Origin of the sequence: Candidatus Zymogenus saltonus (assembly GCA_016929395.1) — a bacterium.
Lineage (GTDB): Bacteria > Desulfobacterota > Zymogenia > Zymogenales > Zymogenaceae > Zymogenus > Zymogenus saltonus.
The window spans coordinates 1-16556 of sequence record JAFGIX010000041.1 but is presented as its reverse complement, the minus strand read 5'-3'; the positions used below and the strand labels follow the sequence as shown (position 1 = coordinate 16556).

Annotated in this window: 14 protein-coding genes; 8 read left to right on the top strand and 6 right to left on the bottom strand. The window is 50.1% G+C overall.

Annotated features, from left to right (window positions below; genetic code table 11):
* On the top strand, positions 1-2238 hold a 2238-nt coding region (locus tag JW984_08360; protein ID MBN1573191.1), incomplete at its 5' end, for a hypothetical protein.
* 187 nt (positions 2239-2425) lie between these two features.
* Here JW984_08360 and JW984_08355 read toward each other — a convergent pair.
* The 3 genes from JW984_08355 to JW984_08345 all read right to left on the bottom strand — a co-directional run bounded on the left by JW984_08355 (position 2426) and on the right by JW984_08345 (position 5417).
* Positions 2426-3571, bottom strand: a complete 1146-nt coding sequence (locus JW984_08355) for an MFS transporter (protein ID MBN1573190.1) — start codon at positions 3569-3571, stop codon at positions 2426-2428.
* Positions 3572-3733: 162 nt separating this feature from the next.
* Positions 3734-4264: a hypothetical protein gene (locus JW984_08350; GenBank protein MBN1573189.1), complete on the bottom strand. Its 531-nt coding sequence runs from the start codon at positions 4262-4264 to the stop codon at positions 3734-3736.
* 136 nt (positions 4265-4400) lie between these two features.
* On the bottom strand, positions 4401-5417 hold the full coding sequence (locus JW984_08345) for a mechanosensitive ion channel family protein (GenBank protein ID MBN1573188.1): 1017 nt from the start codon (positions 5415-5417) through the stop codon (positions 4401-4403).
* A gap of 465 nt (positions 5418-5882) precedes the next feature.
* Between JW984_08345 and JW984_08340 the strand changes: the two genes are divergently transcribed.
* Positions 5883-6665 carry an SDR family NAD(P)-dependent oxidoreductase gene (locus JW984_08340; protein ID MBN1573187.1) on the top strand — a complete coding sequence of 261 codons (783 nt, stop codon included), beginning with the start codon at positions 5883-5885 and terminating at the stop codon, positions 6663-6665.
* 147 nt (positions 6666-6812) lie between these two features.
* Here the strand turns inward: JW984_08340 and JW984_08335 are convergent, their stop codons facing one another.
* Positions 6813-7589, bottom strand: coding sequence for a class I SAM-dependent methyltransferase (locus JW984_08335; GenBank protein ID MBN1573186.1), 777 nt, complete (start codon positions 7587-7589; stop codon positions 6813-6815).
* Positions 7590-7798: 209 nt separating this feature from the next.
* Positions 7799-8158: a hypothetical protein gene (locus tag JW984_08330; protein ID MBN1573185.1), complete on the bottom strand. Its 360-nt coding sequence runs from the start codon at positions 8156-8158 to the stop codon at positions 7799-7801.
* Between the two features lie 566 nt (positions 8159-8724).
* On the opposite strand from JW984_08330, the gene JW984_08325 reads away from it, so the two are divergent.
* From JW984_08325 to JW984_08300, 6 genes are all read left to right on the top strand, one after another.
* A complete protein-coding gene (locus JW984_08325; GenBank protein ID MBN1573184.1) occupies positions 8725-9417 on the top strand; it encodes a TVP38/TMEM64 family protein in 693 nt (230 codons plus the stop codon).
* Between the two features lie 56 nt (positions 9418-9473).
* Positions 9474-9941 (top strand): hypothetical protein, encoded by a 468-nt coding sequence (locus JW984_08320; GenBank protein MBN1573183.1) that lies wholly within the window; start codon positions 9474-9476, stop codon positions 9939-9941.
* 22 nt (positions 9942-9963) lie between these two features.
* Positions 9964-10971, top strand: a complete 1008-nt coding sequence (locus tag JW984_08315) for an MBL fold metallo-hydrolase (protein ID MBN1573182.1) — start codon at positions 9964-9966, stop codon at positions 10969-10971.
* Between the two features lie 136 nt (positions 10972-11107).
* Entirely contained in the window at positions 11108-11887 is a 780-nt protein-coding gene (locus tag JW984_08310) for an enoyl-CoA hydratase (GenBank protein MBN1573181.1), read from the top strand.
* Between the two features lie 600 nt (positions 11888-12487).
* Positions 12488-14185 carry an AMP-binding protein gene (locus JW984_08305; protein MBN1573180.1) on the top strand — a complete coding sequence of 566 codons (1698 nt, stop codon included), beginning with the start codon at positions 12488-12490 and terminating at the stop codon, positions 14183-14185.
* A 90-nt stretch (positions 14186-14275) separates the two neighbouring features.
* A complete protein-coding gene (locus JW984_08300) occupies positions 14276-15193 on the top strand; it encodes a hypothetical protein (protein MBN1573179.1) in 918 nt (305 codons plus the stop codon).
* Between the two features lie 281 nt (positions 15194-15474).
* On the opposite strand, the gene JW984_08295 is transcribed toward JW984_08300, so the two are convergent.
* Positions 15475-15867, bottom strand: a complete 393-nt coding sequence (locus tag JW984_08295) for a hypothetical protein (GenBank protein MBN1573178.1) — start codon at positions 15865-15867, stop codon at positions 15475-15477.
* Positions 15868-16556 lie beyond the last annotated feature (689 nt).

Genomic DNA, 16556 nt, shown 5'->3' with positions numbered 1-16556 from the left:
TCCCACACGAAGATCGACGGCCTGGGGACTCCCTACGCCAAGTACGCCCTGTCGGACAGCGGGATTATCTTGAATGGCGGTCGTGTGGAGGAGCCGATGCGCGGCTTCGACTACGAGCTGGGCATGAGGATCCCCTACATATCAGACTATGTGGAGACCTGGGCCTACGCCGGCGGCTACCACTACAAGGGTAGGCGGGTCAGGGACATCAACGGCTTCATGGCGAGACTGGAAGTAATCCCCACCGACTTCATGCGGCTCAACTACGAGTTTCACCACGATAATTACAGCAAGGCCGAGCATTACGGCGAGGTCACGTTCGAGGTTCCGTTTTCGGTCGGAAACCTCGTGACCGGAAAGAACCCCTTCGAGGGTATCGGCGATGTCTTTACCGGGAGCAGGGATCTGAAGGAGAGGATGGTGGAGCCTGTGAGGCGTGACGTTGACGTGAAGGTTACCGTTGATGAGGAGAACGACAACATCCCCGGCGGGAATGAGGAGATCGAGGACGTCGTATTCGTCAGCGAGGACGGAAGTGACGTGTCAGGGGATGGTACTAAAGATAATCCCTACGCTACAATTACTTTTGCCCTCACCGACGCGAAGATCACCTCTGGGGCATGCAAGACGATCCACGTGATGAACAGCTCGACGACGGCGGTGATAGCGGATAACCCCACCTTAAACATTGCGGACTTTCTCCTCTGGGGCTCCGGGGCTAACCATCCGAAGTACCCGAACATCATCAACATGCCCTATACGGGTCACCCGACGATAAACGACACCCTGACCCTCAACGCCGCGAACCCCATGGTCACCGGGCTCGGCTTTGATGTAACCGCTGGCGGCGACGTCGGCTGTATTGAGGTAACCAATGGCGCCGGCGTAAAGATTTTTAACAACATGTTCAGGTTGACTCATTCGGGCGGCGCGGAAGGTGCCGGGATTTATGCCAATGCAGCGACGGTTGGCAGCGCAACTGATCCGATCTTTATCGCCAACAACACCTTTGATATAGTTTCGAGTGGTAATGGGGCCGGGATATTTTTTGATGGCGGTGCCGGTTGCGACACTGTCTTTGCCACGATTGTGAACAATACAATAAATTTGGATGCGGATGGTTGGGGATGGGGCATTGGTTTTGAATATGTCTCAAATATAGGCTCCGCCGCATCCCCCGTTATAGTTGCGGGCAATACCATTTCTACGGATGCAACCGGCAGTGCCAGCGGTAGCTATGGCATCTATTTTAGGGACTACACTGCTTCCGGCTCACAAATATTTGCCAACATAATAGGAAACGACGTAAGTATTGTCGGAGGACCTTACGGATCCGGCATTTTTATGTGGATGGGGAGTTCAACGCCAGAAAACGGCTACATAGGCTCTGCGGCAACTCCGGTCATAGTCTCGGGGAATACCGTATCCGTGAAGCCGGGCAGTGGAGCTGCCGCTTCCGGGATCAACTTCTGGGCTAGAGACGACATCTTCGCCACAATCACCGGAAACGACATGTCAGGTGGAATAGTTGGAAGTCATGCTATAGCCGCTTCCAACGGCATTAGACTTTATTCGGACGCTGGAAACGCAGGGTCTGCGACGAACCCGGTTATCATATCCGGAAACGTGCTTAACGTGTCTACAACCGCGAGTGACGCGTTCGGGATTTCAATAGCTTCCGCGAATATCTACGCCAAAATCACCAGAAACAACATGCTGAATTCGATCAACGCAGATGACGTCGGTATAGGTATTTCCCTCGATGCTACCTCAGGTGTTGGAGGAGATATAGGTTCTGCAACCAGTCCGACTATTATAGCGGGAAATATGATGAACGTAATCGGGAACAATGACAACGCTTTCGGGACTTGGCTCAATGCTTTTGGGAATGTCTTCGGTGTAATCAAGAGCAACTACATGGATGTAACTTCGGGAACAAACGATGCTCATGGAGGACGCATAATAACGGGTGGTGGTGGCATTATAGGAGACGTAACTTCCCTTGCCACTTACTTCACCGATAACTCCGGGACGATAGACGGTGCGTTAAACAATTACTTGCTTATTCTCACTACCGGAACCGTTGGCGGTGGGAACTTCGTAAACTGGGGCGATTGCTCCTTTACGCCGGTGGGCGGGGCATGGACGGGCAACTACGATATAGGCGATTCTTTGCCGGCAGTGGGCACCGGACCGGTTTGGACCAACTTCAATGCAAGCGATACGCTGACGCCGTAAATTGCAACATCCCATTGATTGGGACAAATATCAAGGGGGGCAGGATTTGCCCCCCTTTTTTGATTTAGGATAGACAATGGGCTTATGGACAAGGGGCTTAAGCCCCTTGTCTATCGGCCTATTGCCTGTTAACACATCAATTACTCACGGGCTTTGAAAAGGCATTAGCCAAACAGGCCGATCACTCCTACTCCGGCTCCTTTATCATCTCAGACTCCTTGAGGAAGGCGGCAAGAACAATGTTTAATATCATCATCCCCACGTACGCCAGCATGAAGGGCGTCATCGAGCCGTCGGCGGTGGTGAACATGTCCATCCCGAAGATGAAGAGTATCCCGGATATTTGAGCCGACAGCACCAGGAGTCCCTGGGAGGTTGCTTCCGGTGCGGGGTGGCTTACCTCCGCCGAGTACTGAAAGCCTATCGGCCCGGCCGCCAGGAAGAAGAAGCCGAAGACAAAGCTCGATATCAAGAGGAGCGTATAGTTTGTTGCGAATGTCAGGCCGATAAGTCCCGGTGTTATCAATGCTATCGCCAGCAGCATAAAGAACTTCCTTTTTCCTTTCCTGTCCGACAGCGTGGGGAAGACTATTGCGCCAAGGATGCCCCCAACCAGCATGATCGCGCCTACAATCCCCGCCTGGTCGCTGGTGAAGCCCCTCGGGGCCAGTATCCTCTCGATCCAGGTGGTAATGGCGTTGAACATCCCCATGGCCAGAAAGAAGATGAAAATAAGAATTATCATGTCTTTCTGCTTAAGGATGTGCTTCAGCCCCTCGAAGACGGTGTGACGCTCCTCCCTTCCCTCCGGATCGGGGGAGGTGGGGGGCTTCTCCCTCATCAGCCCTAAAAAAAGGACCGTAATGGCGACCGTTGCCACCCCGTAGATCATGAGCATTCCCTTCATGTCGTAGGCCTTGAAGAGGAACGGGGTCAGCGCCATGGCAATCATAACCCCAAGAAGCTGGCCCAGCATCGAGATTCCGGCCGCAGTGGCCCGCTCTTTTATGGGGAACCACTTCACCGCAACGGAGGTGACCGAGTTCAAGATGAACGGCTGGGCGACGGATATCCCCGCCTGGGCGACAAAGACCATCACAAAGCTCTCGGCCCAGAGTCCCTTCATCAATCCGAAGATACCGGTCAGAAACGCCCCGATCCCCACCCCTATCCTGATTCCATACTTGTCCACAATGGCCGACGCCGGAATAGACATAAAGATGTAGATAGCCATGAAGATCAGTGACAACATGCCGATCCACAGCTCGTCTACACCGTAGAACTCCGCCGACTCGATGGTAATGGGGGCAAACGTTATCCAGTGGAGCTGCATTATGACGTTGATCAAGAAAAACACCGCGAGTACCACCCATCGATAACCGTAAACTTTAATCTCTTTTTTTGCCACTTGATTTACTCCTTAAAAAAATTTGAAATTTTCAATTTATGATACAAATAACACCTCCTTTAAGTTTTGGAATATACTCCTCTAACGTTATAACATTGCTGATCTGATTTTCTCTGTCCTTAAGAAGACTATTGATGCAATAAGGGGCAAGATCAAAAGGAGAAAAATAGCACAGGCGTAGAATGGAAACAGCTTTATCAATACTTCTGGAGATCGAGCCTCCAATAGAGTCGCCGTCACATCCGGGAGAAGAGTTATCATCAGCGCCCAGAAGCCGAGGTGGCAGAGAAGAAGGGCGGTCTCGATCAGGGCGATGACTGTCAGTGCGATCCTCGCCCAGTTTTTAAGCTTTAGAAATTGAATCGCCGAGAGTACGATAAAGAGGACAAGAGCTATCTCCAGAGAGGAAATGATAACGACCAGTCTGTTGAGGGAAAAGAGGATTATGAGAAAGGTCGGGACCGTAAGCTCCATTGCCCGCATTATTTCAAATATCTCGGCTATCGGTCTCAGGTTGAAGTTTATCAGGGCGTGAACAAAAATGAGAAAAGCTGTCGGGATAAAGAAGATAGAGATTATTGTGATCGATATCGGTTTTTCATCTTTCTTACTGCTCATATTCCTCCTTTTTCAAAAAGTGAGAGGCACTTTTTCTCTCCCCCTCATGTAAATAATCGGATGCTTGATAAAGAGCTTATCGGCGTTTACGTTAAACGGCTTAATTCACACGCCCTTCCCGCTTTTTTTCACGAAACTACTGTTTCTCGTGGATGTTTATCGTTGTTATCGGGAACGGGATCTCGATCCCCTCTTTCTTATATCTTACGTGGAGCCTCTTGATAAACTCGTGCTTTAATCTATATTGATCTTCGTATGTAGTCACCCTTAAGATGACGTTGAATTTTATAGAGGAGTCACCGAAGGAGTTATAGCGTATGAGCGGCTCGAATAGGGACACTCCCCCCTCGACCTCATCCAATGTCTCCCTTGCCACCTCTACGGTGACCTTCTCGACGAATTCGAGATCGCTGTCGTAGCTTACGCCCACCTCATATAATACTGACATCTCTGTCTCGGGATGGCTGTAGTTCGTAATTATTGAAGATGAGAGCTTCTGGTTTGGGACTATGATCATGTTGTTTCTCAGCGCCCTTATGGTCGTGTTCCTCCATGTTATGTCGTGAACGTATCCCTCTTCTCCGGAGGAGAGCATGATGTAGTCTCCCGGCTTAACCTTCCCTGAGGCGATTATGTGTATCCCGCTGAAGACGTTGGCCAGGGTGTCCTGCAGCGCCAGGGCCGCCGCCAGCCCGCCGACCCCCAAAGCCGTAAGCAAAGGGGTGATGGACACGCCAAGGTAGTCCAAGATTATCAGAAATCCGATGGACAATATTACGACGTAGGTGATGTTTGTGAAGATGGATGACGACGGAAAGACCTTCCCTATCTTCTTGGTGTAGTATTCGATGAAGCCGACCGCTATCCTCGCCGCGACTATGGTAATGACGAGGATGATTATCACGATTAGAGCCTTGTCGAGAACGGCCCTTATCTTTTTGCTGGCGTGGATGTTAACGACGGCAAGGTAGATGCCGATGGTTACAAAGATGAGGATGCTCATTCCCTTAAATGCCTTTATGATAAAGTGATCCGTCTCCAGGGGGGTTTTTTCGAGGATGCGCTCGATCCTCTTGAGAATGAATTTTTCAAATAGGATGCCTATTACAAGCCCGCCGAATATGAATAAAAAGGGGATAATCCAATCGACCATGCTTATTGCATCCAACACTTTTTTTATTTGATCCATCTTGTTAATATACCTCGTGTATGCCGTAGAAGGGTGTCGATATGGTTATATCCCGCGGGTCTTTTTTTTGAAAACCCGCCTGAAGGTAAGGGCCTGAGTTATCGGCCCCTGTTTCGCACTATTTTAAGGCCTTTTGTCGGCCGTGTCAAATTTATAGGCGACTTTTTTTGTATATAATTTTGAGGTCTGGGCGATTCGTCCGGCTTGGCCGAAAACTCCTCAATAATCTTCTTGAAATGGCCTTGCCTATCGTGTTAAATATTAGTGGACCGCCCCGATTTTTGAGGATGGTTCGAGGTTCGTTTCCGATTTATTTGTAGGTTCATACTTCCGCTTTTATATTGTATTAGGTCGTTTTTTAGGGATTCCGGGTGAATTTACCGGTGTTGGTCTTGATTTGAAAATGGTTAAAATTTAAAGGGGATTTTTATGGAGATTAAAGGCAGGACGGCGATTGTCACGGGAGGGGCGTCGGGCCTCGGTGAGGCGACGGTCAGGATGTTCGCATCCGAGGGGGGAAAAGTCGGTATACTCGATCTGGACGAGAGGGGAGGAGAGGGACTCGCCTCGGAGCTGGGTGGAAACGTAGTCTTCTTCAAGACCGATGTGACTTCGGAAGAGGAGGTCAACAAGGCGATTGGGGGAACGATCGACAGGTTCGGGGCCTTACACTTCCTCGTAAATTGCGCGGGCTACGGTATAGGGATGCGTACCATCACGAAGGAAGGCCCCCACGACCTTGCCGCGTTCGAGAAGCTTGTAAGGCTTAACCTTATAGGGACGTTCAACGTCGCCTCGAAGGCCGCCTTCGAGATGAGCAAGAACGATCCGGACGAGGGTGAGACGGGTGCGGGGGAGAGGGGGGTGATAATCAATGTTTCGAGCGCCGCCGCCTTCGAGGGACAGATCGGACAGACGGCCTATGCCGCATCGAAGGCGGGGGTCTACGGGCTGACGCTTCCGATGGCGAGGGACCTCTCGGGTGTGGGAATCAGGGTTGTTGCGATAGCGCCGGGGCTCTTTCTAACACCGTTCTTCACGAAATACATGGATGAAGAGAAGATCAGGAAGCTCGGCGAATCGGTTCCCTTCCCGAAGAGGATGGGGGCGATGCCGGAGTTCGGCCGGCTCGTAAGGGATGTCATAAAAAACCCGTACCTCAACGGCGAGACTATAAGGCTCGACGGGGCGTTTCGCCTTCCGCCGAAGTAATGGTCGTTTTGCGGGTCCCCTTCCCCCTCATCCTTGAGGGACGGCCCGTTTAAGGGGTGACGGGTTTTTAAGAGCGGGATTATCGGTCACATCGCTTATAAGGCGGGTTTCCGGGCGGGATAGGTCGAATCAATCCGCTCGGTCGGCTCAACCATCTCCTTTCTTGAGCACCCAGATGTAGGTGGGGGAGATGAAGTAGGCGACCTTCAGAAAGGTCAGGGCGATCTTCTGCTTTATCGAGCCGGGCCTTACCATGTCCGCGGCGTGATACCTCTCGGGGTCTTCGATTACCTTCAGCGTGTAATCGCATATCTCAAAGGGGGAGACAAGTCTCTTGAGGCCCAGGTATGTGAGGTGGCTTTCATAGTAGTAGGTTCCCCTCCCCAATATTCTCAAGTATAGGTGGGCCAGCGGCTTTGGGATGACCGAAAGGAGCGGGAGCCTGTAGTGCCCCTCGATCGGGACCAGGCGGTTTCCGGCTGCAAAGTAGCAGGCACCCCCCTTTTTGAGCAGCCTGTATATCTCGGAGACGAGCCTTTTTGAGTCGGGGACGTGCTCGTAGATATGGGTGCAGGAGATGACGTCGAACGATTCGTTGTCAAAGCCCGTGTCCATCGAATCGGAGACGAAATAGCCGATGTTCTCCCCCGAGTTGTTTTCTTTTGCGTATCGAACCGCCCCCTCGTCTATGTCGATCCCGACGACCTCCCCGAAGTAACGGCCGTAAAGCCTTGTCATAAATCCGGTCGAGCAGCCGATGTCAAGGAGTCTCAATTCGGTGGGGTCTTTTCCCTTCCCCGACAGGTAGTCCAGAAGCACCGCCATCGTCTTGTTCCCCTTTCGGGTCCTCTTTTCGAAGTCGTACATCTCGTCCGGGTGCTCTTCGGAAAACCCGTATTGGTATTTGTATTCTTCGTCTCCCATTTTCCCTCGACTCTTGGAGTTCTCCTTTTCGTTGGAGCCCGCGGCGATGCGTTTCCCTAATCTATGGTTTTTACAATTATACGGCAATGGTAGGATTTGTCAATTCTTCGGCGGATGGTTTGTGTAGTTTCTATCGTTGGCGGGGGGAAGTGAAGCCTTTTTTCGGGGAAAGGTTTCAAGACGGCGGGCTTAATTTTCGAGGTCATATTTCACTCGTCCTCTTCGTCGTTTCGGCTCTTTTTGAAGAATAGATAGAGGACATCCTTTTTGAAAAACAGGTTTCTCATCGTCCATGGCATTATCTTTTCGAGAATCCAGCCTTCGGCGGTGCTCTTGTTTATTATCGTCTCGATTTTCTTTTTGAAGAACGGGTCGAGCATATTGGGCTTTTGGACTATCTCCAACTTGTAGAAATATTTTGTAGAATTCTCGAGGGCTATCTCATATTGTTGGGGGAGTTTGAACGAGGACCTGCAGTTTGGGCAGGTGAGCTTGAGCCCGTGGGCGAGGAAACGCCCGTTTATATCCCTTGAAGACTCACAATTTGGGCATGTTACTTCTACTGACATCCTTCTTTACACTCCTTGTGATTCCGGAAATAAAGACGGATTAAGGATCACGAGTCAAGATCCTTCAGATATTCAATTTTTTTCCGTCAACTTGTGTTCAACCGGCCTTCAGATTATCCATCGAAGGGTGATGCGTAAATCTACAAGTCAGTTGCGTAACGGGAGGTTGAATTTGAGGTTGATTAGAGTTAAAATGTAGGATGAGACATAAATTCTTCAGCGACCTTGTGTAAAAAATACCAGATGTCCGCTGTTTTGTCAATATAAAAACAATTTTATATTTTAGTCGTCCTCCGATGGGAAGCGGTTTTTTTGAGCTTGAAAAGCGAAATATGGGGTCACAATCCCTTCCCTTTTTCCGAATTTTGTAAAGGAAGTGTTTGACATCTAAGGTTACTCAAAATATAATCATAAAAAAAGCTTGCCTGGAAACTGTTGTCCATCACTATCTCGTTTTGGAAAGACTGTTTTCACGCTTCGCTCGAACCCCGGCAGGCATAAGGGTCTATGAGAGGCTTGTCTTGAAGAGGGTTTGGGTAAATTGCAGGGGAGGCGGAACCGGAAAAATGGAAAGAAGTGGGAAAAAGGATATTAGACTGTTTCATCTTGTTTTCAAAGAGCTAAAGGGTCTCCTCATTTTTTTCCTTATTGTGGTGGGAATATATCTTTTGTTTCGTTTTTCACCGCTCTATGAAGCCTACAGCGTTAAATATCTAAAGGAGTTCTTGAGGGGTCTCGGGAATTGGGCCGTGCCGGTGTTTCTCTTAAGCTATCTGATTCTTCCTCTCTTTGTCTTCCCGGTCTCCCCGCTCTCTATGGTCTCGGGAATTATTTTCGGCACCGTGTCGGGCTTCTTGCTCTCCGCATTCGGATTTATAATGAACGCATGGCTTGCGTTCTTCTTGGCGAGGGGGATGTTCAGGGAGAAGATAGTGGCCGTCGTCTCCGGACGGGGAGTCAATATAGACAGGGGTCTTGCTAAAAACGGTGTCCTTGTCACTTTCATTATCAGATTCGTGCCGGTGACCCCTGTGGCGCTCCAGAACTACGCCGTGGGACTCTCGGGGATTACGTTTACCCAATACACCATAGGGACTATTTTGGGCGGTCTGATCTGGGTATTTGTCTTTGTATTTATAGGGGATTCCCTCATGAAGCCGGGCTCCCGCGAGTTTTTTATATCTATTGCCTTATGGATGACTTTCTTTTTAATATCGATTCTGGTATTGATAAAGAACAGGACAGTCTTTATGGATTAGATGATATTGAGATGTTCATTGTATAAATCGCCAAGGATAATTGAAGAGGGTGCTTTATGATATCAGAAAAGTTTGTAAAACTTATTGAGGAAAACGCCAAAGAGATCACCGATTACTGGATCAACGATATCCATAAAAACGAGAGCACACCCTCCTTCCATGAGATGGCCAGGGAGGAGTGCATGGGCTATGGAATGTCTATTCTTAAGGAGCTGGGCAATTGGCTCGATGAAAAGGATAAGGGGGGAGATGTAAAGGACATCTACATCAAGCTGGGTCAAAAGAGGGCAATCGAACCTCGTCCCCTCTCCGATGTAGTCAGCGCCCAGCTCTTGCTTAAGAGACACATATGGCTCTATGTCCTATCCCACGGGTTCCTCTCCACCACCTATGAGCTATACCAGATATTGGAGGTGAACAACAGGGTGGTCGACTTCTTCGACAGGCTCATATTCTATCTGATCTACGGTTATGAGCTTGAGACAACCGCAAAGATAGATCGTATGGCGGACCACTTTAAGTGATCTGAAGGAGTGCAGCTCCGCTATGGAAGAGAAGGAGTTTTCAAAAGGGATCAATCGAAAGGAGTATTTGGGCCGGTGGGGCGTTACGGCCGTGAAGGTTCCGATGCCCCTTGTAGTCCCCAATGCCAACGTCTTTTTCATAGACGGGGAAGTTCCGATCCTAATCGACGCCGGTTTTTCGAGCCCAGGCTCGATGGACGTGATCAGGGAGGGGTTAAAGGAGACTGGAAGGGAAATCGAAGATGTTGGCCTCATCCTTTTGACGCACGGGCACCGGGATCACTTCGGGATGGCCGATGAGATAAAAAAGTTATCGGGGGCGAGGGTGCTCCTCAACGGGGCCGATTTCGACATCCTCAAAAAGGGGTCTTTCGCCGGCTATCTCGACAGGGTGACCGATTTCTACAAGGAGCTTGGAGTGGGCGACAAGAGTCTCAAGTTTCACCTTGAATTCTCTAAGTATGACTCCCGCGCCTTCGGACACGAGACGATCGTCCCGGACGGCGCCCTGTCGGAGGGGGACCGGTTCGCCACCGGGGCGGGCAGGATAACGGTCTTCGAGACGCCGGGGCACACGGAAGGCTCAGTCTCCTTTTATCTCGAGGAGGCCGGGATTCTCTTCTCCGGCGACCTCCTCTCGGCTCTCTACGATCCTCCCCCCCTGGTGATGGTCGAGAGGGACGGTGTGGGGTGGATGTCCCACTACGAAATCTACATGAGATCCCTGATGAAGGTGAGGGAGATAAACCCGAAGATTCTCGCCCCCGGCCACGGATCGCCCATAAAGAGATGGGACGATCTGGTTGAGAGGGTCATCTTGGCCCATGAGGCGCTCCCAGAAAGGATCGAGGCGTTCTTGAGGGAGCACAAAAAGGTAAAGTTGGGCCGCCTTGCGGAGGAGATCTACCCCAAGGCGATGGGCCCCATGCTGGTCCTCTCAATCAATCTCGTCAGGGGGATACTGGCAAGGATGGAGCGGGAGGGAAGGGTCTTAATCTCGGAGGAATATCTTGTAAGGCTCGCCGATTGATTATCTAATCGCTCCAATCGGCTCGGTTTGAAGTTGTGTGTGTGTGTGTGTGGGCTTTGAATAGACTGTTGGGATTCAAATTCTAAGTAAGACTGGAAATGTTAAATTATTTGTTGATGTAGTAAAAGGTGATTCAATGGCTGACGAAAACATTCTTGTGGAAAAGAAAGACTCGATTCTTGTAATTACCATAAACCGCCCGGAAGCGAGGAACGCCCTGTCGCTCGTAATGCTTCAGGAGATCGAGAGGGCCTTCAAGGCCGCCGACGAGGACGACGACGTGTCGGTTGTGATCTTCACCGGGGCGGGGGACAAGGCCTTCTCGGCGGGGCTCGATCTCAACGACATGGAGTCTTTCATGAATGCGGAGAAAGACCTCAAATCGAAGGAGCTCTTCGCCGGGGAGGGGGCCTTTGTGGCCGTGCGCAGCATGAAGAAGGTGGTGATTGCCGCGGTGAATGGGTACGCGGTCACCGGAGGATTGGAGCTGGTGCTCGGGTGCGACGTCGTGATAGCTTCCGAGACCGCCAGGTTCGCCGACACCCACGCCCGGGTCGGGATCGTGCCTGGGGCTGGAATGACACAGATTCTCCCGAGGATCATCGGGACTTATAGGGCAAAGCTCATGTCCTTTACGGGGGAGTTCATGGACGCCAGCGAAGCCCTTAGCGCGGGACTCGCAAGCAAGGTGGTTCCCCAAGGCGAATTAATGAACGAGGCGATGAGGGTGGCTAGCCTCATAAGCTCCTACAGCCCCGACGCCGTAAGGAGGATGAAGAGGATGATCAACGTTGGAGGGGGCTTGAGTCTCAACGAGGGGATGAAGGTCGAGGCGAAGGAGTTCGCCGACTGGAAAAGCGGGATAAAGAGCGAAGATGCAGCAGGCGTCGGCACCGACAGTATTAAGAAGGGGTAATATGGATTGGTGGGGTAAAGGAGGGGCAGTTAAAGGGGGGAGGGTGATGCCATCCCTGTTTAAATGGCGTGAATTTTTGGAGGTGGGTATACGGATATTTGTGTTGGGATATTTGTGTAGATTTGTGGGAGGTACGGCGGGGTAATCGCCGAAAGGGATAGAGAGAGAATATCCTGAAATCAGATGCGCGATCGCTATGGCTCTTGAGTCGATGGATAGAAGCGGCAACACTGTTCCATTTAAATGACTATTTCTATAAAACGGCACTCATTTATACCGACCTAAAATCTTCATCCACGGCTTATGGCTCCGGCGATGTCAGGCGGGGTTCTCTTTCGCCGCCGCACATATGAGGACGGCTCCCCTCTGTTCCCTCGACGGTGCCCTGTCTTGTTGCTTGAATCTCTAAAGTTGCGATCGTCTCCATAAATCTCCGCAGTTCCTTGTCTGGGGAGGTGTCCAAGTATCCGTCGGAATGGACGAGATATGCTTGTTATTTTAGGGAAGGCCAGAGGCAAATTTTGATTTGCTTGAAATAGTAGAGAGGTTTTTATTTGGGCCCTTAAGGGGCGTGAAAATTAATCATTAGGGAGGAATATTATGGCGGAAAAAAATCCGTATGCGGAGAAGCCGTGGCTGAAGTTTTACGATAAACATGTGAAGGAGAAGCTTAAATATCCTGACAAGACCTATGCGGAGCTGTTCAAGGAGGCGGTTAAGAGTGTGGGGAATGATCACCCGGCGATCTACTACATGGGATCGAAGATCACCTTCGGTGAGCTCGACCACTACGCCGACAAGTTTGCAAATTTTCTTATAAAGATGGGATTGAAGCCCGGAGACACCGTCGGCGTCAATCTCCCCAACATCCCCGCCTATTACATTTCCATTGTCGGCATCCAGAAGGCGGGCTGCATCCTTACCGGGGTAAGCCCCCTCTTGTCCGCAGAGGAGCTGGAGTACCAGCTGAACGACTCCGAAGCGAAGGTCCTGGTAACCCTGGACGCCCTTTTGCCCAGGGTGGAGAAGATAGTCGGAAACACCGGGGTCAAGGCGGTGGTCGCGGCGGGAATCGCGGATTACCTTCCGGCGATAAAAAGTTTCCTCGGAAAGCTCCTGAAGAAGATACCTACGGGGGAGGTGAAGCCGATAGAGGGGATCACCGTCAAGAGCTATTTGGAGCTTCTTGACGAGATGCCGGGCGATCCGGTCTTGAGGAAGGTCAAGATGGATGCCCCGTCCCTGATGCAGTATACGGGCGGTACCACGGGCCCGCCGAAGGGGGCCGTCCTGACCCAGAGGAACATCTCCAACCATATAATGCAGATGACAGTGTGGCTGGACGCCAAGGTGGGAGATGATACGATGCTCTCGGCGTTTCCCCTCTTTCACATGGCGGGTCTCTTTGTCGGGATGACTGCCATGAGTTTGGGATTTTCCCAGGTCGCAATACCGAACCCGAGAGACCTCGACTTCATCATCTCGGCGATCGATAAGTACAGGCCGAACGGCATCGTGAACGTACCGACTATCTTCATCGAGCTTTTAAAGAAGCCGAAGTTCAGAAAGCTCGATTTCTCCAGCGTCAAGTGGTTTGTCAGCGGTGCCGCACCCTTCCCGGCCGAGTACATCAAGGAGTTCGAGAGCGTCGTGGGGAAGGGGAAGCTGCTGGAGGTCTTAGGCATGACGGAGACAAGCCCGGTCACGACCTGCCTTCCCCTATACGGTCTCAAGAAACCGGGGTCTGTGGGGATTCCCTATCCGGACACCGAGGTCAAGCTGGTGGATCCCACAACCGGAAAGATAGTCCCGGTCGGGGAGGCGGGGGAGTTCGTGGTGAAGGGGCCCCAGGTTTTTACAATCGGTTACCACAACAAGCCGGAGGAAACGAAAAACGCCCTCAAGGGGGGGTGGATGTACACCGGCGACATCTGCGAGATGGACAAGGACGGCTACTTCTACGTCGTGGACAGGCTGAAGGATATGGTCATCGTATCCGGCTTCAAGGTATTTACCAGAAACGTCGACGACGCCCTGATGGAGCATAAGGATATCGACATGGCCGCAACCATAGGTCTTCCCGATCCGAACAGGCCCGGCTCGGAGATCGTGGCCACGGCCATTGTCCTTAAATCCGGTGTGGAGGGAACCGACAAGCTGAAGGAGGAGATAATCGAATACATGAGGAAGAAGGTGGCAAAGTACGAGGTGCCCAAGAGGATAGATTTCATGGACGAGCTGCCGGTGTCGGCCGTGGGCAAGATATTGAAGCGGGAGCTGAGGGGGATGATGAAGTAGGGGTTGGGAGGGAGCTGTTTAAATTATCAAGGGGGGCGATCTTTCGGGTTGCCCCCCTGTTTTTCTATTTTTCATATCTGGCGGGATTGAATGATGGAGCCCGGGTTGTCTCTCGGAGAATCGGCGGAAAAGCACGGCCTCAAGGCAAGCGATGACGGAAGGAGGATTACTGGAATTGTTAAGGGCTTTCCGATCTACGCCGAGATGAGCCCCTTTGAGGGTAGCAAGAGCGTCGTCGTCACCGTGAGGTTGAGGAGCTTTGAGGACGTCAAGGGATTCAGAGCGGCGGTCGAAGACTCCGCCCTCCTTGACGCCACGAGGCTTAAGTTCGACATGAAGAGGGACTGCGTCGATTACGACCTTCTCATACTTCAGGGGACGGAGGGATGGGACATATTTGACGACAAGGGCGAGGTGATGGAGCTCTTAAGGTTGGCGAAACAATATCTTGGAAAGCCCAGAGTCGTGTGCGAGAGGTGCGGGAGCACGGATGTCAGATGGCCCATTGTGGACGGCCGGGTCCCACTGCTTCTCTGCGACGACTGCGCCGGCGCCCGGGTGAAAGATCGAGGGGGCCTGAAGGAGATGCACGGGGTCGTGCTCCACTCGTACGGAAGAGGGGTAAAGCTCGGCGTCATCGGGGCCGTTGCAGGGGGAGCGATTGCGCCAATTCTTGGCTGCCTTGCGGGCATGTCCAACCCGAAGATCTATCCGATCTTGATCGGGGCTGTGATCCCTTACCTCGTGAAGAGGGGAGTCGGGATGGTCAACAGCTATGTTTATCTGATCAGCGCCGGGTTGGCAATTTTATCCATCTTCATCGAGAGGGTTGTTCTATGTCTGCTGTTGGGGGATAGTCTAACAGCTGCGATAATGGGGTTCGTAATAGGGATACAGTACTCCTTTTACGGGCGGCTTTTCTTCCTTTTGCTGCCCATTGTTACCTGCGCCATTACGCTCCTTGTGTTGAAGTGGCTTGCGAGAAAAATAGAAGGCAATATTTCATAGCCGGTGATTGCTCATTTAATGAACAGAAGATAAAACTTCAAATCTATTTGAAAGAAAAAAATCGCGAAGCTAAAACGATTTTTTTTAATATTGCCTTAAACTATGAACACCAAAAAAAACCCTTTTTTGCATTGAGTTCTCAATATCCACGGAATCTTTTTTATGCCTCTTTGAGTTAACGTCGCGGCAACGTTAGTTTAAAAAATAGGGACTACGATTTATTATTAAAGTTTAGGTGTAATAGCTGCGTGTAATTTGCAGATCTTAGTTTTTATAGTTATCTATTTATAACTATCGAGCCACTTTTCACCCTCCTCGATGGTGGCAAAGGCCTGTTTAAACCTATTAGACTCTCTATCATATCTTTTTATGACTATGTTTACAAGGGAGCTATCTACGATATCGGCTGTTCTTGAGAGACCTTTAGCCATTGCAAGCTTCTGTGTTCTTATATGCAAATTCGCAACATCTTCCGGGGGCGGCTTCATCTCCCTTAGATCCGCCACTGCATCGAAGCCCTTAGTAAGTTTTTCAACTGCCTTTTCGAAATCGTCGTAGTTTTTCGGGGCTTCGGAAGCACTTTGCCAATAGCCCTTAATAGTATAGTAGAGTCTGTTCTTTCTTATGTCAACATGTAGCTCATAATAACTATTTTTTACAATTTCCTCTTTCATTTTTTCCCCCTTTGTTGGATTGCCAACCTAAACTGGTTTTTAAGAAAAAAATATAGTAGAAATATAACAAATACTATACTTAATGCATAGATTAACTATCATATATATCTTTTGAAAAGTATATGAAAAGAACGATATTGATTCACCAGTTTATTTTTAGAAAATGGCTCTTATTGAAATTATATGTGAAGATACAAATAAAAGCAAGTTTTTATTTCCTAGGAATTTCAAGTATTTGAGGGAAAGTTGCAGAAAATGGTTGGAAGCTGATACAATTTACAAAACAAGAATTTTAAAATTGTTTTTTGAGAAAAACCGTTTCCCTCATCATGTAAATTTAACAGTCCGCTTTATCCGATCCGGTTTTTTAATCAAAAAATATAGGCGTGATTGTCGATGAATCGGTATCTATGTAAAATAGCGCTCAACAGCTCTTTTCGCCCAAATTTATTGTTAATAACCTCACCTCAATTTTGACCTCTCTGTGTTTCTCTGCCCCATCGATCTTCGAGAACTAACACAATAGCCGATTTAAGGCGGGATTTTTTCCAACTAATATCCCCGCTCTTCCAATAATGCGTCCCATCTGGACGAAGAACTCCTCTGTAATGGACCCCAAAAAGTAGACAAGGGGGATAGTTGGATGTAAGATGGTACTGTTCTCCAAATTAGAAAGGAGAGGCAATGCC